Genomic DNA, 18340 nt, shown 5'->3' on the forward strand with positions numbered 1-18340 from the left:
CTAGCCATGAAGAAACTGGTGCGTGTGCCCCAAGCCGAACCGGAAAACGATGGCCGCCCCGGGGTGCGCGGCCGTCCCGGCTTGGCGGCTCTGCCGCCGCTATCCGTCTACGTGCACGTGCCCTGGTGTGTGCACAAGTGCCCATACTGCGACTTCAATTCCCACGAGCGCAGCGGCGAAATTCCCGAACAGGATTACCTGCAAGCCCTGCAGGCGGATCTGGAACAGGCCCTGCCGGATGTCTGGGGGCGGCCGGTGTCCACCGTGTTTTTTGGCGGGGGCACCCCCAGCCTGCTGTCAGCCGACGCCGTCGATCAGATCATCAGTCTGCTGCGGGCCACGCTCAGTTTGGCGCCGGACGCGGAAATCACCCTGGAAGCCAATCCAGGCACCGCCGAGGCGGCCCGTTTCCAGGGCTACGCGCAGGCGGGCGTCAACCGGATTTCGCTGGGGATCCAGAGCTTCGATGACGACAAGCTCAAGCGCCTGGGCCGCATCCATGACGCCGCCCAGGCCCGGGCGGCCATTGGCATGGCCCAGCACGCCGTCGATCGCGTGAACCTGGACCTGATGTTCGCCTTGCCGGAGCAGACCCTGGCCCAATGCGAGCAGGACCTGCGCGAAGCCCTGGCTTTCCAGACCGGCCATCTGTCGCTGTACCACCTGACGATGGAACCCAATACGGTGTTCGCCAAGTATCCGCCCCGCTTGCCGGATGACGAACAGAGCGCCGTCATGCAGGATCGCGTGGCGGAATTGGCGCAATCCGCCGGCTTCGACCGCTACGAGGTATCCGCCTACGCGCAGCCCGGCCAGGCCTGCCTGCACAATCTGAACTACTGGCAGTTCGGCGATTATCTGGGCATCGGTCCGGGAGCGCATTCCAAGATCTCCTTTCAGAACCGCATCATCCGCCAGGCGCGCGCCCGCATGCCCGATGCCTGGATGCGGCTTGCCCGGGAACGCTCGGGCAAACACATTGTCGAACAGCGCGAACTGGGCCATGCCGACCTGGGCTTCGAATTCATGCTCAATGCCTTGCGCCTGAAGGACGGGGTCGAAGGCGGCCTGTTCATCGAACGCACCGGTCTGTCGCTCATGTCCATTCTGCCGGCCATGCGCCGGGCCGTCGATCGCGGCCTGTTGCTGCCCGGCCTGGAACGGGTCCAGGCGACCCCGCAGGGCTGGCGCTTCCTGAACGATCTGCAAATGGAATTTTTGCCCTGAACTGGTGCATCGTGCTCTAAAATGTGCACCTGTTTGGTGCGTTCGCTGCGGCTGTGCCGGTGCTCTGCCAATGCGGCGGGGCTCAGTGCCGTCCCATTGCGCGGATTCACCAGGATCTCAAAACCTGGCACGGCATTTGCTTAACAGTAATCGGCGGCATGGATGCCGTCGCATATGACAAAGCCTCAGGCTTGATTTTCTTCTTATCCTTTTGGCGCAGGAGCCTGTATGTCCACCCCTGAACACGTCGTCCAGATGATTGCCGAACGCGAAGTGGCGTTCGTGGATTTCCGCTTTACCGACACCCTGGGTCGGGAACACCATCTGACGGTCCCCGCCAGCCAGGTGGATGAAGACCGCATGGAATCAGGCGTGGCCTTCGACGGTTCTTCCTTGCCCGGCTGGAAGGGCATCGAGGCCTCGGACATGATCCTGGTTCCGGATGCCGCCACGGCGCGGATGGATCCCTTCCGCGAGGAAAGCACGTTGATCCTGACCTGCGACGTGGTTGAGCCGTCCGACCTGAAAGGCTATGACCGCGATCCGCGATCCCTGGCGCGCCGCGCCGAGGCCTATCTGAAATCCAGCGGCCTGGGCGATACCGCGTATTTCGGTCCGGAACCCGAGTTTTTCGTCTTCGACGGCGTCAGCTGGAATTCGGACATGGCGGGCAGCTTCGTCAAGATCCGTTCCAACGAAGGCGCCTGGTCCAATGCCGATGATGCGAACGGCACCAACCAGGGCTACCGCCCGGCCGTCAAGGGCGGCTACGTGCCGGTTCCGCCGATCGATTCCTTCGCCGACATGCGCTCCGAAATGTGCCTGTTGATGGAACAGATGGGCGTGCCCGTCGAAGTCCACCACCACGAGGTCGCGAACTGCGGCCAGCTGGAGATCGGCACACGCTTTTCCACGCTGGTGCAGCGCGCCGACTGGACTCAGATCATGAAATACGTGATCCGCAACGTCGCCCATGTCTATGGCAAGACCGCCACCTTCATGCCGAAACCGGTCGTGGGCGACAACGGTTCGGGCATGCACGTGCACCAGTCGATCTGGAAGGATGGCCAGAACCTGTTCGCCGGCAACGGCTACGGCGGGCTGTCGGAATTCGCGCTGTATTACATCGGCGGCATCATTCATCACGCCCGCGCCCTGAACGCCATCACCAACCCCGGCACGAACTCCTACAAGCGCCTGGTGCCGCACTACGAGGCCCCGGTGAAACTGGCATATTCCGCCCGCAACCGCTCGGCGTCGATCCGCATCCCCTATGTCAGCAACCCGAAGGCCCGTCGGGTGGAATCCCGCTTTCCCGACCCTCTGGCCAACCCCTACCTGGCGTTTTCGGCGCTGATGATGGCGGGCCTGGATGGCGTGCAGAACAAGATCCATCCGGGCGATCCCGCCGACAAGAACCTGTACGACCTGCCGCCGGAAGAAGACGCCAAGATCCCCACCGTCTGCTCTTCGCTGGAACAGGCTCTGGAAGCCCTGGATCGCGACCGCGAATTCCTGACGCGCGGCGGCGTGTTCAGCAACGACTTGCTGGACGCTTATCTGAACCTGAAGGAAAACGAACTCAACCGCTTGCGCGTGACGCCGCACCCGGTCGAATTCGACATGTACTACACCCTGTAAGGGGTTTTGCGTAAGGGGCTTTGGCGATGGATTCGTCCGGTTTCGAACTGCTGCAGACTGCGGTCCTGCTGCTCGACGAGTCCGGACGGATCGCCTACGCCAACGGCGCGGCGGAAGAACTGCTGCGGTCATCCCGGCGGCAACTGACCGGCCAGGCGCTGGATCCGTATCTCGGCGGCCTGACCAGCGTGCTCAAGACGCCGCTGTCCGGGCAGCCCTGGGCCTGCCTGATTGAAATCCCCGTGCACCAGGGGGCTCGTCTCGATGATCAGCAGCAGGCCCTGGCGGGCCAGGCCGCGCAGCGTGAAACCCTGCGCAATCTGGCCCACGAAGTCCGCAACCCGCTGGCCGGCCTGCGGGCGGCCGCCCAGTTGCTGGATATGGAACTGCCGCGCGACGACCTGCGCGATTACACCCGGGTCATCATCGAAGAAGCCGACCGCCTGGCGGATCTGGTCGATCGGCTGGTCTCGCCGCAACGCCAGGATATCGAGCCGCAGCGCTTCAACATCCACGAGATCTGCGAGCGGGCGCTGGCCCTGGTGGGGCTGGAATTCGGCGATCGGCTGTCTCTGGTGCGCGACTACGATACTTCGGTGCCCGATATCACCGCCGATCGGGATCGCCTGCTGCAAGCCTTGCTGAACGTGGTGCGCAATGGGGCCCAGGCCCTGACCGAGGCGTCGGACATCGCGTCGCCCACGCTGCGGCTGCGCACGCGCATCGTCCACCAACCGGTATTCCTGCGAACCCGGCACCGCATGGGGCTGATGATCACGGTGGCCGACAACGGCCCCGGCGTACCGGCCGCCCTGCAGGACAAGCTCTTCCATCCGCTGGTCACGGGGCGCGCTCAAGGCACGGGGCTGGGTCTGAATCTGGCGCAGGCGTGCCTGCAACTGCATGGCGGCGTGCTTGAATTCGACTCCGAGCCGGGGCATACCGAATTCCGCTTGCTGCTGCCTCTGGAGGCCGCATGAAACCCATCTGGATCCTGGACGACGAGCCCGGCATGCGCTGGGTGCTGGAACGCGCCCTGGACAAGGCGGGCTGGGCAGTCCGCTGTTTCGCCGATGGCGTGGCTTTGCTGGCGGCCCTGGACGAACTGGAAGGCGCCGGCGACCCGCGAACTCCGGCGGTGCTGGTCTCCGATGTGCGCATGCCCGGCGTGGATGGCTTCGGCGTCCTGGCGCGGGTCCGCGTGATCTTGCCCGATCTGCCCGTCATCCTGATGACAGCCTATACCGACCTGGAAACCACGGTGGCGGCCTTCTCACAGGGCGCCTTCGATTATCTGACCAAACCCTTCGATATCCAGGCCGCGGTGGCGCTGGTCGCCCGCGCAGCCAAATCGGCGCAAGCCGCGCCGGACCCGTCCGCCGGCTCCGTCCCGGCACAGGCCGGGCAGCCGGCGGCCGTTGCGCCGGCGCCGACGGATCCCGCCTGGACGGATGAAGGCACCATGCTGCCTTCCCGCTCGCCCGCCATGCAGGAGGTCTTTCGCGCCATCGGGCGTCTGGCCCAATCCAGCGCCACCGTGCTCATCACGGGTGAATCGGGCACCGGCAAGGAACTGGTGGCGCGGGCGCTGCACCAGCATAGCCGCCGGGCGGCGGGGCCGTTCGTGGCCGTCAACGCCGCCGCCATCCCTCGCGACCTGCTGGAAGCCGAGTTGTTCGGACACGAGCGCGGCGCCTTCACCGGCGCCGTGCAGATGCGCCGAGGGCGTTTCGAGGAGGCCGACGGCGGCACGCTGTTTCTGGACGAGATCGGCGACATGCCGGCTGAGTTGCAGACGCGGTTGCTGCGCGTGCTGGCCGAGAACAGTTTTTACCGGGTGGGCGGCAGCCGCGCCGTGCAGGTCGACGTGCGGATCGTGGCGGCGACCCATCAGCCCCTTGAAGATCGCGTGCAGGCAGGCCTGTTTCGCGCCGACCTGTTTCACCGGCTGAATGTGATCCGCCTGCGTTTGCCGCCCTTGCGGGCGCGGCGCGAGGACATCGAACGCCTGGCGCATCACTTCCTGGCCCGCAGCGCCTCCCAACTGGGCGTGCAGGTCCGATCCCTGGGACCGGATGCCTTGCTGGCCCTGCGACAGTTCAGCTACCCCGGCAATATCCGGCAGTTGGAAAACATCTGCCAATGGCTGACGGTCATGACTGCCAGTCCTCAGGTGCAAGCCCAGGACCTGCCTCCCGAAATCATGGCGGACGGCGGGGGCGCCGCCACGGCGCCCCTGGCGGACGCGCCGGCTGACTGGCGCGCGGCGCTGGCCGAGCGCGTGTCGCGCGGCTTGCGGCAACGCGATCCCGACCTGATGGAATCCTTGCGCAAGGATTTCGAGCGTGTGCTGTTGCGCCAAGCCCTGGCGCAGGCGGGCGGCCAGCGGGGGCGTGCCGCGCTGATGCTGGGCATCGGCCGCAATACCCTGACGCGCAAGTGCCAGGAACTGGACCTGGATGACCCTCAGCACAAGGCGGGGGACGCCTGAGGCGGGCCTGCGGATACTCAGGCCGCGGCGGCGGGCGCGCCGCGCAGGCAAGCCTGGTTGCGTTGGGCCAGCAATGCCTCGCGACGGATGAAGGACGAGATCTCGGGCGTCGCCGGGTGATGGTACGTTTCGTAGGGGGTGGCCCATTGGATGAGCCGGCCTTCCTGCAGGATGCCGATTCTGTCGGCCACGGCGAAAGCCTCCGCCTGGTTGTGGGTCACGACCAGAGCCGTGTGTCCGGCAGCCTTCAGCAAATCGCGCAGTTCGAACGCCAGCCGCTCCCGCGCGTCCACGTCCAGATTCGAAAAAGGCTCATCCAGCAGGAGCAGGGCAGGTTCCGGGGCCAGCGCCCTGGCCAGGGCGACGCGTTGTTGCTGGCCGCCTGACAGCTCGTGGGGGTAGCGCTCGTCCAGGCCGCTCATGCCGACCAGCGCCAGCATTTCGAGCACCCGCTGACGGCGCCGGGCAGGCGGCTGCCGGCGCAGGCCGAAGCCCACATTGGCGGCAATGTCCAGGTGCGGGAACAGTGCATAGTCCTGGAACATCATGCCCACGCGGCGGCGCTCGGGTGCGACGCAGGTGTTCCTGTCGGACAACAGGCAGCCATCCAGGCGGATCGTTCCGCGGTCCAGCGGCTCGAAACCGGCGATGGCCCGCAGCACGCTGGTCTTGCCGCAGCCGGAGGCGCCCAGCAGACAGGCGATCTGGCCGGTCTCCAGCGAGAGATCCAGGTCTCGCAGAATCGTGTTCCGGCCATGATCGGCGGCGTAGCTGAGGGAAATGTGATTGAGTTCCAGCATATCGTGGGGTCTCAGGAAGTCGGGCGGTCAAGCAGCCGGGCCAGAATGAGCACGGGGATCAGGCCTGCGGCGACGATGCCCAGGGCGGCGATGGCGCCTTCTTCATAGGTGCCGCGGGCCGCTTCGCCATACAGCCACGTTGCCAGCGTGTCGAAATTCAGGGGCCGCAGCAACAAGGTGGCGGGCAGCTCTTTCATGGCGTCGACGAACACCAGCAGCGCCGAGGCGATCAGGGCGGGCCGCAACAGCGGCAGGTGGACGCGTCGCAGCGTCCCGTGGACGTTTTCCCCGAGCAGTCGGGCGGCCTGCTCGAAAGAGGCCGGAATCCGCTCGAGTCCCGATTCCAGCGTGCCCACCGGAATGGTCAGGAACCGGATAACGTAGGCTAGCGCCAATGCGGCCGGCGTGCCCAGCAGGATCAGGCCGGCGGGGTCCAGGCCGGCAGCGGCGCGCAGCCAGGCCAGACCGTGTTCGGCCGCCATGACCGGAAACAGCAGGCCGATGGCCAGGACGGTGCCGGGCAGGGCGTAGCCCAGGGTCGCCAGCCGGGGCACGGCCCGCAACCACGATGGCGCGCGGCGCATGACGCGGCTGCTCCAGACCACGATCAGCCCGATGGCCAAGGCTGCGACGGTAGCTGCGGCGGAGACGCTCAGCGTCTGCCAGGCGGCGCGCAGCAGGGCGGATGAAGGCCATAGCCCGGATCCCAGGCGCTCCAGCGTCAGGGCCAGCAGGTAGCCGGCCGGTGCGACGAAGCCGATCAGGATCGGCGCCAGGCACAGTACGGTCGCCAGCCATCCGGCCGCGCCCCGCAGGCGGCGGGGGTGGATGGGAACGCTGCGCCGGCTGTCCGTGTAGCGCAGGCGGCGGCGCCCGTGGCGTTCGATGGCGATCAGGGCCGTCACCAGCGCCAGCGCCACCAGGGCGATCTGCGCGGCGCCCGCCAAGTCCGAACGAGTGACCCAGGTGGTGTAGATGGCCACCGTCAGCGTCTGGACGCCCAGGAATTCAGAGGCGCCGATGTCGTTCAGGGTTTCCAGCAAGACCAGGCACAGGCCGACGGCGATGGCGGGCCTTGCCATCGGCAGGGCCACGCGCCGGAAGGCGGCCCAGGGTCCGTGGCCGAGCAGTCGGGCGGCTTCCATCAGGTGGGCGGCCTGGCTGGCGAACATGCTGCGAGTCGTCAGGTAGACGTAGGGGTACAGCACGAAGGCCAGCAGGACGATGGCCCCGGGCAGCCCGCGCGCGTCGGGCAGGCGGAATTCCCGGGGGCTCGAGTAGCCCAGCAGGGCGCGGATGAGCTCCTGGATCGGCCCGATCGGGTGCAGGATGTCCAGGTAGGCGTAGGCGACGATGTAGGTCGGCACGGCCAGCGGCAGCAGCAAGCCCCAGGACAGGACGGCGCGCCCTGGAAAATCATGGGCCGTCACCAGCCATGCCGCCCCCACGCCCAGCGCGGCGGCCAGCAGGCCCACGCCGGCCAGCAGCAGCAAGGTCTGTCCCAGCGCACCCGGGAGCACGAACTGCAGCAGATGGCTCCAGTGGTCGCCGCTGCCCTGGGCTGCCTGGCCGACCAGCGCCAGAATCGGGGCCAGAACCGCCAGCGCGGCCGCCGTCATGCCGGCGTGCCACGGCCAGGCCCGGAAATCCGGCGCCGACACCGCGTGCGCCTACTGGCTCAGGCCAGCGCGATCGACCAGTTCGCTGGCCTGCTTGCGGTGGCGGGCGATTTCCGTCAGCGGCAGGGCATCGATCCGCAACGGCCCGAAGCTTTCGACAGTCGGGTCCAGTTTCACGCCGGCCTTGACCGGATATTCGTAGTTGGCCTGCGCATACAGACTCTGGGCCTTGTCGGACACCAGGTATTCCAGCAACTGGACGGCTTGCTCGCGATGCGGCGCATGCCGCGCCACCGATGCGCCGGAGATATTGACGTGGGTGCCTTGGGAGCCCTTGAACGTCGGCCGGATGACGCGGATCGCATCGCCCCAGCGGCGGGCGTCGGTATCCGGGGCGGCGTTTTTCATGTGGCCGGCGTAGTAGGCGTTGGCAATGCCGATGTCGCAGATCCCGCCGAGGATGTCGCGCGCCACATCCCGGTCGCCGCCGGTCGCGGCGCGGCCCAGATTGGCCTTCACGCCCCGCAGCCACTGCTCGGTCGCTGCCGCGCCGTCGTGAGCTATCATGGCGGCGATCAGCGCCGTGTTGTACGGATGCTGGCCGGAACGGATGCAGACCTTGCCCTTCCACCGCGGATCGGCCAGGTCTTCATAGTTCAGCGTCCGGACATCCAGATCCTTGGCGACGTAGGCGACCCGGTCGCGCAGCGACAAGGTGAACCACTGGCCGTCCTCGCCCCGCAGATTGGCGGGGATGGCGGCTTCCAGGGGAGCGGACCGGACGGCTTGGGTCACGCCGCCGTCGACCAGATCCAGCAGATTGCCGATATCCACGGTCATGAGGACGTCGGCGGGCGACTGGGCGCCTTCGGTGCGCACCCGCTCCAGCAGGCCGTCCTTGATGAAGACCGTATTGACCTTGATGCCCGTATCCTTGGAGAAGGCGGCCAACAGCGGCTCGACCAGCTTGGGCTCGCGCGTCGTGTAGAGGTTGACTTCAGACGCCAGGGCGGCGCCCCCGACCAGCAAGGGGAGAGCGGCGGCCCACAGGCCCAGCCGGCGGGCCAGGGAAAAAGAGCTGGAACGAGGTTTCATGGTCGCTGGATTCCGTAGATGAGAGAAAATTTGCGAATGAATGATAATGATTATCAAAATTAGCACGGAAAATTAGCATGTCAGCTAATTTTAAGCAAGCGGGACGCGTTACAATACGGGCCTGATCGGCCCCTATCGCCCGCGGGCGGCGCATGATCTTGCGCCACATCAAGAAAACTCTTGAACCCGCCGGGGGGCGTCTTTGCTTTTCACGGCGCGCGCCGTACTATTTCCTTCATCTGATCACCGAATTTCAATCGACCTTCGTCATGGCCGCCTTCATTTCCGAACAAGTCCTCAGCGTGCATCACTGGAACGACACCTTGTTTTCCTTCAAGACCACGCGCGACCCGGGCCTGCGTTTCCACAATGGCCATTTCGTGATGATCGGCCTCGAAGTCGAAGGCAAACCCCTGATGCGCGCCTACAGCATCGCCAGCGCCAATCACGAAGAAAACCTGGAATTCTTCAGCATCAAGGTCCCCAACGGCCCCCTGACTTCCCGCTTGCAGCATCTGCAGCCGGGCGATGCGGTGCTGGTCAGCAAAAAACCGGTCGGCACCCTGGTCGTCGATGACTTGAAACCGGGACGCCATCTGTACCTGTTCGCCACGGGCACCGGCCTGGCCCCGTTCATGAGCATCGTCAAGGACCCGGACGTCTATGATCGCTTCGACAAGATCATCCTGATGCACGGGGTGCGCTTCATCAGCGAACTGGCCTATGCGGATTACCTTGCCCGCGATCTGCCTCAGGATGAATTCCTGGGCGAACTGGTGCGCGACAAGCTGATCTATTACCCGACCGTCACGCGCGAGCCCTTTGCCCATCAGGGGCGCCTGACGACGCTGGTGGAGAACGGCCGGATCTTCCAGGACATCGGCCTGCCGCCCCTGGACCCGGCCGTCGACCGCGCCATGATCTGCGGCAGCCCGGCCATGCTGACGGACATCCGCGCCATGCTGGATGCCCGGGGCTTTGTCGTGTCCCCCGGAGTGGGCGAGGCGGGCGACTACGTCTTTGAACGCGCCTTCGCCGAAAAATAAACCGCCTTTTATTTTTTGCTATTGATCGGTAAACTCTGATAGTTGTGAAATTCATTCAGGGAAGTCCATCATGAGCAAGGAAATCGTTCACTCCGACTCGGCTCCGGCCGCCGTGGGTCCTTATTCCCAGGCCGTAGCCACGACGTCGAACCGGCTGGTCTTCCTGTCGGGGCAGATCGGCCTGGAACCCGGCACGGGCGAACTGGTATCGGAAAATTTCGAAGGGCAGGTGCGCCAGTCCTTCGCCAATATGCAGGCTGTCATCGAGGCGGCCGGCGGCTCATTGGACAATATCGTCAAATTGACGCTGTTCCTGACGGACCTCAGCAAGTTCGCCAGCGCCAACGCCATCATGGCGGAAATCATTCCCCAACCTTATCCGGCCCGTTCCACCATCGGCGTCGCCAGCCTGCCCAAGGGCGCCCAGTTCGAGGTCGAAGCCGTCCTGGCGCTCTGATCGCGCCGCCTCCGATGGCCCCAAGACCCTCGGCGGGCGCCGCTCGCGCGTCCGGACGTCCAGGCAAGCCGGCCGCCGGCAGCCAGCAGGCGCGTCTGTTCGAGCGCCTGGGTTTGCGCACTCCGGCGGATTTCATCGTGCATCTGCCGCTGCGCTACGAAGACGAAACCCGCGTCACGCCCGTGGCGCAGGCCCGGCCGGGGGCGCATGCCCTGTTCGAAGGCGACATCATCGACAGCGACATCCGGCTGCGTCCGCGCCGCGAGCTTCAGGCCACGCTGTCGGACGACACAGGGCGCATGCAACTGCGCTGGCTGCACGTCTATCCCGGCCAGCAGGCACGCCTGAAGCCGGGGCGCCGGGTGCGCATCCGGGGGGAAGTCCGCATGGGCTATCAAGGCCTGGAAATGGTCCACCCCCTGGTATCCGAGCCCGGCATGCCGCTGCCGGATACCCTGACGCCGGTCTATCCCACGACCCAGGGCCTGTCGCAGGCCAGCCTGCGCAAGGCGATCGCCCAGGCGCTGGATCAGGCCGATTTGCGCGATACTCTGCCCGATGCCGTGCGCCAGTCCTATGGCCTGGCGGATTTCGAAACGTCGCTGCGGCTGCTGCACCACCCCGGCCCGGACATTTCCCTGGACTCCTTGGCCGAACATGAACATCCGGCCTGGCGGCGCATCAAATTCGACGAATTGCTGGCCCAGCAGCTGGCCCTGGCCGACGCCCGGGCCAGCCGCCGCGCGCAGCACAGCCTGCCCCTGCGCGGGGACGGGCAGCTGGGTCGGCTGCTGCTCGCGGCCTTGCCCTTCAGCCCCACCGCCGCCCAGAACCGCGCCATGGCCGACATCCAGGCGGATCTGCGCTGCGCCCATCCCATGCATCGCCTGCTGCAAGGCGACGTAGGCAGCGGCAAGACCCTGGTCGCGGCCTGGGCCGCCGCGCAGGCGATCGATGCCGGCGCTCAGGTGGCCGTCATGGCGCCGACGGAAATCCTGGCGGAACAGCTCTGGCGCAAATTTTCCGAGTGGTTCGAACCCCTGGGGGTGTCGATCGCCTGGTTGACGGGGGCGTTGCCGGCCGCCCGGCGTCGCCAGGCGCTGCAGGACATCGCTTCGGGCCAGGCGCGGCTGGCCGTGGGCACCCAGGCGCTGATCCAGGACAAGGTCCAGTTCCAGGCCCTGGGGCTGGTGATCAGCGATGAACAGCACCGCTTCGGCGTCGGCCAGCGGCTGGCCCTGAGCCGCAAGGGAGACCAGGCGACGCACGTCCCTCATCAGCTCAGCATGAGCGCCACACCGATCCCGCGCACGCTGGCCATGGCCTTTTTCGCCGACATGGACGTCTCCGTGCTGGATGAGCTGCCGCCGGGGCGCACCCCCGTGCGCACCCGCCTGTTCTCCGATCAGCGCCGCGATGAAGTGCTGATGCGCGCGGCCGCCGCCGTGCGCGAAGGGCAGCAGGCCTACTGGGTCTGCCCGCTGGTCGAGGAAAGCGAGGCCCTGCAGCTGCAGACGGCCGTCGACACCTGGGAGCACCTGCGGGCCGAACTGCCGGATCTGCGCATCGGCTTGATGCACGGACGGTTGGCCGCCCAGGAGAAAACCGACACCATGGCGGCCTTTCGCCGCAACGAGCTGGACCTGCTGGTCAGCACCACCGTCATCGAAGTCGGGGTGGACGTGCCCAATGCCAGCCTGATGATCATCGAGCATGCCGAGCGCTTCGGGCTGGCGCAGCTGCATCAGCTGCGCGGCCGGGTGGGGCGCGGCGCCCGCGAATCCACCTGCGTGCTGCTGTACCAGCCGCCGCTGTCGGCCCTGGCCCGCGAGCGCCTGCGGGCCTTGTACGAAACCACGGACGGCTTCGAGATCGCGCAGCGGGATCTGGCCCAGCGCGGGCCGGGCGAGTTGCTGGGCGTGCGTCAATCCGGCCAGGCGCTGCTGCGCTTCGCGGATCTGAACGCGGACGAAGACCTGCTGGAACAGGCGCGGGCGGCGGCCAACTGGCTGTCCGCGGATTTCCCGGATCACGCCCGGGCGCACCAGCAGCGCTGGATGGCCGGCGCCATTCAATATCTGCGCAGTTAGACCAAGAATACCAAGGGGATCTGATGACTTTGACCGAATTGAAGTACATCGTCGCGGTGGCGCGGGAACGCCATTTCGGCCGGGCCGCCGAAGCCTGCTTCGTCAGCCAGCCTACGCTGTCCGTGGCGATCCGCAAGCTGGAAGAAGAGCTGGGGGTGGTGCTGTTCGAGCGGGGCGGGGCCGAAGTCGGCATCACGCCCATCGGATTGCGGGTGGTGACGCAGGCGCAGAAAGTGCTGGAAGAGGGCGCCAACCTGCGCGAGATCGCCCGACAGGGCCATGACCCGCTGGAGGGGCCGCTGAGAGTCGGCGTCATCTATACGATCGGCCCGTATCTGCTGCCGCACCTGGTGCCCGAACAGATCCGTCGAACGCCCCAGATGCCGCTGCTGCTGCAGGAAAACTACACGACGCGCCTGCTGGAGCTGCTGCGCCAGGGCGAGATCGATTGCGCCATTGTCGCCTTGCCCTTGCCGGAAACGGGCCTGGCGCAGTGCGCCCTGTACGACGAGCCTTTCTATGTGGCTCTGCCGCACGATCACCTCTGGGCGCGCGAAAAACACATCGCCTCGCAACGCCTGAAAGAAGAAACCATGTTGCTGCTGGGGGCCGGGCACTGTTTTCGCGATCAGGTGCTGGAGGTCTGTCCGGAGCTGTCCCGCTACTCGGCGTCCAGCGAAGGCATCCAGCGCACGTTCGAGGGCTCGTCCCTGGAAACCATCCGGCATATGGTGGCTGCCGGCATCGGCATCACCGTGATGCCCGCCAGCGCCCTGGGCATGCAGGGGGCCGAAAGCAAATTGCTGCGCTTCATTCCTTTTGCCCCGCCCGCGCCGGACCGGCGAGTCGTCCTGGTCTGGCGCAAGAGCTTTCCCAGGCTGGCCGCCATCGAGGCATTGGCGCAGGCCGTGCGGGGCAGCGGCATGCCCGGCGTCACGATGCTGGAGGAGCCCATCGCCGCCGCCATGACCGCCGATTGACACTGCGCAAGACCCGGGTTCCCTGAGGGAGCCCGAGGTGTCTGACGGCCTGTCGGCCGTGCTATGCTGGAACGGTCTTGTCTTAACGGAGCATTTCATGGCAAAAGCCGTCAAAAAGACCTCTTCCCCCAAAGCCCAGACGATCTCTTCCGGTCTGCCGATCGATATCGGCATTTCCGACAAGGACCGCGCCAGCGTTGCGGCCGAGCTCGCACATACCCTGGCTGATACGTACACGCTGTACCTGATGACGCACAACTTCCACTGGAATGTGACCGGCCCCATGTTCAGCACCCTGCATCAGCTGTTCATGACGCAGTACACGGAAACCTGGCAGGCCCTGGATGCCATTGCCGAACGCATCCGCGCCCTGGGTCACTATGCGCCCGGCACCTACGCCGAATACGCCCGTCTCAGCTCCATCCAGGAGCCCGCTTCGGTGCCCTCGGCGGAAGACATGCTGCGCCTGCTGGTGGCCGGCAACGAAGCCGTCGCCAAGACCGCCCGCAAGGCTTTCAAGCGCGCCGATGCGGTCAACGATCAGCCGACCGCCGATCTGCTGACCCAGCGCCTGGATATCCACGAAAAGAACGCCTGGATGTTGCGCAGTCTGCTGGCCTGATGGCCTCGATCCTGCCGGCGCGCACGTGCCGGCAGGCCCGCCGGCACTGGAATATCGGGAAAACCCCCGTATGCGGCATGATCCGCCCTGCGGGGGTTTCGTGTATTCTTTCTGGGTCTTTTACAGGAGGTTGTATGAACATTCGCTTGACGCCGATGGTCGCTGCTCTGGGGCTGGCTGCCGGCATAATGATGTCTTCCGCGGCGAACGCTGACACGATCAAGATCGCCATTGCGGGGCCCTATACCGGGGCGCTGACGCAGTACGGCGATATGGTCAAAGAAGGCGTGGACACGGCAATCGAAACCATCAACGCCAATGGCGGCGTGCTGGGCAAAAAACTCGAAGCCGTGGTGATGGACGATGCCTGCGAACCCAAACAGGGTCCGGTCGTCGCCAATCGCGTCGTCAATGAAAAGATCCACTATGTGGTCGGGCACGTCTGCTCGGGCGCCACGATTGCCGCGGCTCCGGTCTACAACAACGAAGGCGTCGTGATGGTGTCCCCGTCCGCGACTTCGCCCGCCGTGACCGACGGCAAGAACTACGACATGATCTTCCGCACCATCGGCCGCGATGACCAGCAAGGTCCCGCCGCCGCCGAATTCATCGTGCAAAAGATCAAGCCGAAGGCCGTTGCCGTGCTGCACGACAAACAGTCGTACGGTCAGGGCATCGCCACTGCCGTGAAGAACGACCTGGAAAAGGCCGGTGTCAAGGTCGTGCTGTTCGAAGGCATCAATGCCGGTGACAGCGATTACTCCGCCGTGATCACCAAACTGAAATCCTCGGGCGCCGACTTCGTCTATTACGGCGGCTACCACCCCGAAATGGGCCTGCTGCTGCGCCAGGGCGCCGAACAGGGCCTGCAGGCCAAGTTCATGGGCCCGGAAGGCGTGGGCAATCCTGACATCAACGCCATCGCCGGCCCGGCCGTCGAAGGCATGCTGGTGACGCTGCCGGCCGACTTCACGACCGATCCCGCCAACGCATCGGTGGTCAAGGCCTTCAAGGACAAGGGCCGCAACGCAGGCGGCGCGTTCCAGCTGACCGCCTATTCCGCTCTGGAAGCCATTGCCGCAGGCATCAAGGGCGTGGGCAAGGATGATCCGACCAAGGTCGCCGCCTGGCTGCATGCCAATTCGGTCAAGACCCCGATCGGCAACATCGCCTGGAACAAGCAGGGCGACCTGAAGTCCTTCAAGTTCGACGTGTTCACGTGGCACGCGGACGGCTCCAAGACGGTCTTCAAATAAACCTGTCTGACCGCACGGCAAACGGGATCCCGATCGGGATCCCGTTTTTCTTTGCCGAAGCGCGCGCCCGGTGGCTTTCGGTGTCGGTGATGACCGAGCCTGCCCTGAGGCGCAATCGAAGCAGAAATCCGCTCGTGGCAATGAGCGCCGACCGTCATGCGCCGTCCGGATTCACCGAACGGCGCGCTAGGCCTCGATCCGCCGGCCGGTGTCCGCGTCGAACCAATGGGCCGGATGCCGGCCGTCGGGCCCCAGGGTGATGGCGTCGCCATGGGTCAGGGGGTGATCGCGGGTTTCCGTCACGGCGCAGCGCAGGATCAGGGGCTGGTCCCCCCAGCGGGCGTGAATCAACTGCTCCGACCCCAGGATTTCGACCGTTTCCACCTGCCCCTGCAGGCCCGGAGCGCCCAGGCGCAGGTGTTCTGGGCGCAAGCCCAGGATCAATTGGGACCCGTTGGCGGAGCCGGGGGCCTGCACGGGCAGCGCCTGACCGTCCGGTCCCCGCACGCAGCCCTGGGCATCCGCGTCCACCCGCAGCAGGTTCATGGGAGGCGAACCGATGAAGCTGGCGACAAAGGTCGTGGCAGGGCGCTCGAAGACCTCGGCGGGCGTGCCGATCTGTTCGGGAATGCCCTGGTTCATGACGATCATGCGGTGGGCCAAGGTCATGGCTTCGACCTGGTCGTGGGTCACGTACAGGCTGGTGGTTTTCAGCCGCTGGTGCAGCTTCTGGATTTCCAGCCGCATCTGCACGCGCAGCTTCGCATCCAGATTCGACAAGGGTTCGTCGAACAGGAAGACGGAAGGCTCGCGCACGATGGCGCGACCCATGGCGACGCGCTGGCGCTGACCGCCGGACAATTGGCGGGGCCGGCGGTCCAGCAGGTGCTCCAGTTCCAGGATGCGGGCCGCATCCTGGACCCGGCGCTGGATCTCGGCCTTGTCCATGCGGCGGATCTTCAGGCCATAGGCCATGTTGTCGAAGACGCTCATGTGGGGGTAGAGCGCGTAATTCTGGAACACCATGGCGATATTGCGTTCGGCGGGCTCCAGCGTATTCACGACCCGGTCGCCGATGGCGATGTCCCCGTCCGTGACGGACTCCAGTCCGGCGACCATGCGCATCAGGGTGGATTTGCCGCAGCCCGACGGACCGACGATGACCACGAATTCCCCATCCTGGACTTCCATGTCGATGCCGTGGATGACCGCGACTCCGCCTGGATAGGTCTTGCGCACATTGCGAAAACTCAAGGTTGCCATGTAAACGTTTATCCTATTTTTCTGTATCGACCAGGCCCTTGACGAACCATTTCTGCATCAGGATGACCACCGCCGCGGGCGGGATCATGGCCAGCAGCGCCGTGGCCATGACCAGATTCCATTCCGTCACGCTGTCGCCGCCGGCGATCATGCGGCGGATGCCGACGACCACCGGATACATGTTTTCCTGGGTGGTGATGATCAGCGGCCACAGATACTGGTTCCAGCCGTAGATGAACTGGATGACGAACAAGGCGGCGATGCTGGTGCGCGACAAAGGGAACAGAATGTCCTTGAAAAACCGCATGGGGCCGGCGCCATCGATGCGGGCCGCCTCGACCAGTTCGTCGGGCACGGTCAAAAAGAATTGCCGGAACAGGAAGGTGGCCGTGGCCGATGCGATCAGCGGCAGTGTGAGGCCTGCGTAGCTGTTGAGCATGCCCAGGTTGGCCACCACGGCATAGGTGGGGGCGATGCGCACCTCCACGGGCAGCATCAGGGTGACGAAAATCATCCAGAAGCACAGCATGCGCAGCGGAAAGCGGAAATACACGACGGCAAAGGCCGACAGCATGGAAATGACGATCTTGCCGATGGCGATGGCCAGCGCCATGAAAGTGCTGATCCACAGCATGCGGCCCACCGGCGGCGTATTGACGGCGCCGCCGGTCAGGACAGCCCAGTAATTGCTGAAAAAATGGCTGCCGGGGATCAATGACATGGGCGCCTGGGCGACTTCCTGAGCGGTCTGGGTCGAGGCGACGAACGCCACATAGAGCGGAAAGGCGATGACGGCCACGCCCAGGATCAGTACGGCATGAGAGACCAGGTCCAGCAGGGGACGACGTTCGACCATGATATTCGTCCTTGTCAGTAGTTGACCTTGCGGTCCACGTAGCGGAACTGGATGGCGGTCAACGCGATCACGATCAGCATCAGGATCACGGACTGGGCGGCCGAAGATCCCAGGTCCAACCCCTTGAAACCCGCGTTGTAGACCTTGTAGACCAGGATGTCGGTCGCGTGGCCGGGCCCTCCCTGGGTGACGACGTCGATCACCGCGAAGGTGTCGAAGAAGGCATAGATGAAATTGATCACCAACAGAAAGAAACTGGTGGGTGACAACAAGGGAAACACGATGGACCAGAACCGGCGCGCCGGCCCAGCGCCGTCGATGGCGGCGGCCTCGATGAGGGATCGGGGGATGGACTGCAGCCCGGCCAGGAAGAACAGGAAGTTGTAGGACACCTGCTTCCAGATCGAAGCGAAGACGATCAGGATCATGGCGTCCTCGCCGTCCAGGCGGGGATTCCAGTGCAACCCCATCTGCACCAAGGCCACGGCCAGGATGCCGACGGACGGCGAAAACAGGAACAGCCACAGCACCCCCGCCACGGCGGCCGCCACGGCGTAGGGCCAGATCAATAAGGTTTTATAGATCGCGGCGCCTCGCACCACCCGGTCGGCCATGACTGCCAGCAACAGTGAAATGGCCAGGCCGCCGACCGCCACCATGGCGGAAAATCCGGCCGTCGTGCGAAACGAGGCCAGATAGTCCGCGCTGGAGAACAGGTCGGCGAAATTGGCCAGCCCCACGAACTGCGAGGACAGGCCAAAGGGGTCTTCGATCCGGAACGCCTGCCACATGGCCTGGCCGGCCGGCCAGAAGAAAAACACCAGCGTGATGATCAGCTGGGGGGCCAGCAGCAGCCAGGGCAGGGTCCGGTGGTGGAAGACGACGCGTTTTTCCATT

At 65.4% G+C, this 18340-nt stretch carries 16 protein-coding genes; 10 read left to right on the forward strand and 6 right to left on the reverse strand.

The window, feature by feature from the left end; all coding sequences use genetic code 11:
* Nucleotides 1-6: 6 nt before the first annotated feature.
* The 4 genes from hemW to ntrC all read left to right on the forward strand — a co-directional run bounded on the left by hemW (nt 7) and on the right by ntrC (nt 5359).
* Complete coding sequence (hemW, locus tag WBG56_RS06755; RefSeq protein ID WP_424266548.1) at nt 7-1227, forward strand: radical SAM family heme chaperone HemW; 1221 nt, start codon at nt 7-9, stop codon at nt 1225-1227.
* A 228-nt stretch (nt 1228-1455) separates the two neighbouring features.
* On the forward strand, nt 1456-2868 hold the full coding sequence (gene glnA, locus WBG56_RS06760) for a type I glutamate--ammonia ligase (RefSeq protein WP_424266550.1): 1413 nt from the start codon (nt 1456-1458) through the stop codon (nt 2866-2868).
* A 26-nt stretch (nt 2869-2894) separates the two neighbouring features.
* Nucleotides 2895-3848 (forward strand): nitrogen regulation protein NR(II), encoded by a 954-nt coding sequence (gene glnL, locus WBG56_RS06765; protein WP_424266552.1) that lies wholly within the window; start codon nt 2895-2897, stop codon nt 3846-3848.
* Complete coding sequence (gene ntrC, locus WBG56_RS06770; RefSeq protein WP_424266554.1) at nt 3845-5359, forward strand: nitrogen regulation protein NR(I); 1515 nt, start codon at nt 3845-3847, stop codon at nt 5357-5359. Before glnL ends, ntrC begins: the two co-directional genes overlap by 4 nt.
* A gap of 17 nt (nt 5360-5376) precedes the next feature.
* On the opposite strand, the gene WBG56_RS06775 is transcribed toward ntrC, so the two are convergent.
* The 3 genes from WBG56_RS06775 to WBG56_RS06785 are packed head-to-tail and all read right to left on the reverse strand — an operon-like array spanning nt 5377 to nt 8873.
* Nucleotides 5377-6159, reverse strand: coding sequence for an ABC transporter ATP-binding protein (locus WBG56_RS06775; RefSeq protein ID WP_424266556.1), 783 nt, complete (start codon nt 6157-6159; stop codon nt 5377-5379).
* 11 nt (nt 6160-6170) lie between these two features.
* Nucleotides 6171-7778, reverse strand: coding sequence for an ABC transporter permease (locus WBG56_RS06780; RefSeq protein ID WP_424266832.1), 1608 nt, complete (start codon nt 7776-7778; stop codon nt 6171-6173).
* A 51-nt stretch (nt 7779-7829) separates the two neighbouring features.
* Nucleotides 7830-8873, reverse strand: a complete 1044-nt coding sequence (locus tag WBG56_RS06785) for an extracellular solute-binding protein (RefSeq protein WP_424266558.1) — start codon at nt 8871-8873, stop codon at nt 7830-7832.
* A 269-nt stretch (nt 8874-9142) separates the two neighbouring features.
* Between WBG56_RS06785 and WBG56_RS06790 the strand changes: the two genes are divergently transcribed.
* The 6 genes from WBG56_RS06790 (at nt 9143) to WBG56_RS06815 (ending at nt 15324) form a co-directional block, all read left to right on the forward strand.
* Nucleotides 9143-9919: a ferredoxin--NADP reductase gene (locus tag WBG56_RS06790; RefSeq protein WP_424266560.1), complete on the forward strand. Its 777-nt coding sequence runs from the start codon at nt 9143-9145 to the stop codon at nt 9917-9919.
* 70 nt (nt 9920-9989) lie between these two features.
* On the forward strand, nt 9990-10376 hold the full coding sequence (locus tag WBG56_RS06795) for a Rid family detoxifying hydrolase (protein WP_424266562.1): 387 nt from the start codon (nt 9990-9992) through the stop codon (nt 10374-10376).
* Between the two features lie 14 nt (nt 10377-10390).
* Entirely contained in the window at nt 10391-12466 is a 2076-nt protein-coding gene (gene recG / locus WBG56_RS06800) for an ATP-dependent DNA helicase RecG (protein ID WP_424266564.1), read from the forward strand.
* Between the two features lie 23 nt (nt 12467-12489).
* Nucleotides 12490-13446 carry a LysR substrate-binding domain-containing protein gene (locus WBG56_RS06805; RefSeq protein ID WP_424266566.1) on the forward strand — a complete coding sequence of 319 codons (957 nt, stop codon included), beginning with the start codon at nt 12490-12492 and terminating at the stop codon, nt 13444-13446.
* A 97-nt stretch (nt 13447-13543) separates the two neighbouring features.
* On the forward strand, nt 13544-14068 hold the full coding sequence (locus WBG56_RS06810; protein WP_424266568.1) for a Dps family protein: 525 nt from the start codon (nt 13544-13546) through the stop codon (nt 14066-14068).
* 134 nt (nt 14069-14202) lie between these two features.
* Nucleotides 14203-15324 carry a branched-chain amino acid ABC transporter substrate-binding protein gene (locus WBG56_RS06815; RefSeq protein ID WP_424266570.1) on the forward strand — a complete coding sequence of 374 codons (1122 nt, stop codon included), beginning with the start codon at nt 14203-14205 and terminating at the stop codon, nt 15322-15324.
* A 186-nt stretch (nt 15325-15510) separates the two neighbouring features.
* Here WBG56_RS06815 and WBG56_RS06820 read toward each other — a convergent pair whose 3' ends face one another.
* Genes WBG56_RS06820 through ugpA form a run of 3 tightly spaced genes read right to left on the reverse strand, consistent with a single transcriptional unit; the run spans nt 15511 to nt 18339 of the window.
* Nucleotides 15511-16587, reverse strand: a complete 1077-nt coding sequence (locus WBG56_RS06820) for a sn-glycerol-3-phosphate import ATP-binding protein UgpC (RefSeq protein WP_424266572.1) — start codon at nt 16585-16587, stop codon at nt 15511-15513.
* A 13-nt stretch (nt 16588-16600) separates the two neighbouring features.
* A complete protein-coding gene (gene ugpE / locus WBG56_RS06825; protein WP_424266574.1) occupies nt 16601-17443 on the reverse strand; it encodes a sn-glycerol-3-phosphate ABC transporter permease UgpE in 843 nt (280 codons plus the stop codon).
* Between the two features lie 14 nt (nt 17444-17457).
* Nucleotides 17458-18339, reverse strand: a complete 882-nt coding sequence (gene ugpA / locus WBG56_RS06830; protein WP_424266576.1) for a sn-glycerol-3-phosphate ABC transporter permease UgpA — start codon at nt 18337-18339, stop codon at nt 17458-17460.
* Nucleotide 18340: the final 1 nt, after the last annotated feature.

It is taken from the genome of Castellaniella sp. (assembly GCF_049671645.1).
Classification (GTDB): domain Bacteria; phylum Pseudomonadota; class Gammaproteobacteria; order Burkholderiales; family Burkholderiaceae_B; genus Castellaniella.

Coding starts and splice junctions, on each gene's coding strand:
- hemW (WP_424266548.1), top strand. CDS start 7: ATGAAGAAACTGGTGCGTGTGCCCCAAGCCGAACCGGAAAACGATGGC.
- glnA (WP_424266550.1), top strand. CDS start 1,456: ATGTCCACCCCTGAACACGTCGTCCAGATGATTGCCGAACGCGAAGTG.
- glnL (WP_424266552.1), top strand. CDS start 2,895: ATGGATTCGTCCGGTTTCGAACTGCTGCAGACTGCGGTCCTGCTGCTC.
- ntrC (WP_424266554.1), top strand. CDS start 3,845: ATGAAACCCATCTGGATCCTGGACGACGAGCCCGGCATGCGCTGGGTG.
- WBG56_RS06775 (WP_424266556.1), bottom strand. CDS start 6,159: ATGCTGGAACTCAATCACATTTCCCTCAGCTACGCCGCCGATCATGGC.
- WBG56_RS06780 (WP_424266832.1), bottom strand. CDS start 7,778: ATGACGGCGGCCGCGCTGGCGGTTCTGGCCCCGATTCTGGCGCTGGTC.
- WBG56_RS06785 (WP_424266558.1), bottom strand. CDS start 8,873: ATGAAACCTCGTTCCAGCTCTTTTTCCCTGGCCCGCCGGCTGGGCCTG.
- WBG56_RS06790 (WP_424266560.1), top strand. CDS start 9,143: ATGGCCGCCTTCATTTCCGAACAAGTCCTCAGCGTGCATCACTGGAAC.
- WBG56_RS06795 (WP_424266562.1), top strand. CDS start 9,990: ATGAGCAAGGAAATCGTTCACTCCGACTCGGCTCCGGCCGCCGTGGGT.
- recG (WP_424266564.1), top strand. CDS start 10,391: ATGGCCCCAAGACCCTCGGCGGGCGCCGCTCGCGCGTCCGGACGTCCA.
- WBG56_RS06805 (WP_424266566.1), top strand. CDS start 12,490: ATGACTTTGACCGAATTGAAGTACATCGTCGCGGTGGCGCGGGAACGC.
- WBG56_RS06810 (WP_424266568.1), top strand. CDS start 13,544: ATGGCAAAAGCCGTCAAAAAGACCTCTTCCCCCAAAGCCCAGACGATC.
- WBG56_RS06815 (WP_424266570.1), top strand. CDS start 14,203: ATGAACATTCGCTTGACGCCGATGGTCGCTGCTCTGGGGCTGGCTGCC.
- WBG56_RS06820 (WP_424266572.1), bottom strand. CDS start 16,587: ATGGCAACCTTGAGTTTTCGCAATGTGCGCAAGACCTATCCAGGCGGA.
- ugpE (WP_424266574.1), bottom strand. CDS start 17,443: ATGGTCGAACGTCGTCCCCTGCTGGACCTGGTCTCTCATGCCGTACTG.
- ugpA (WP_424266576.1), bottom strand. CDS start 18,339: ATGGAAAAACGCGTCGTCTTCCACCACCGGACCCTGCCCTGGCTGCTG.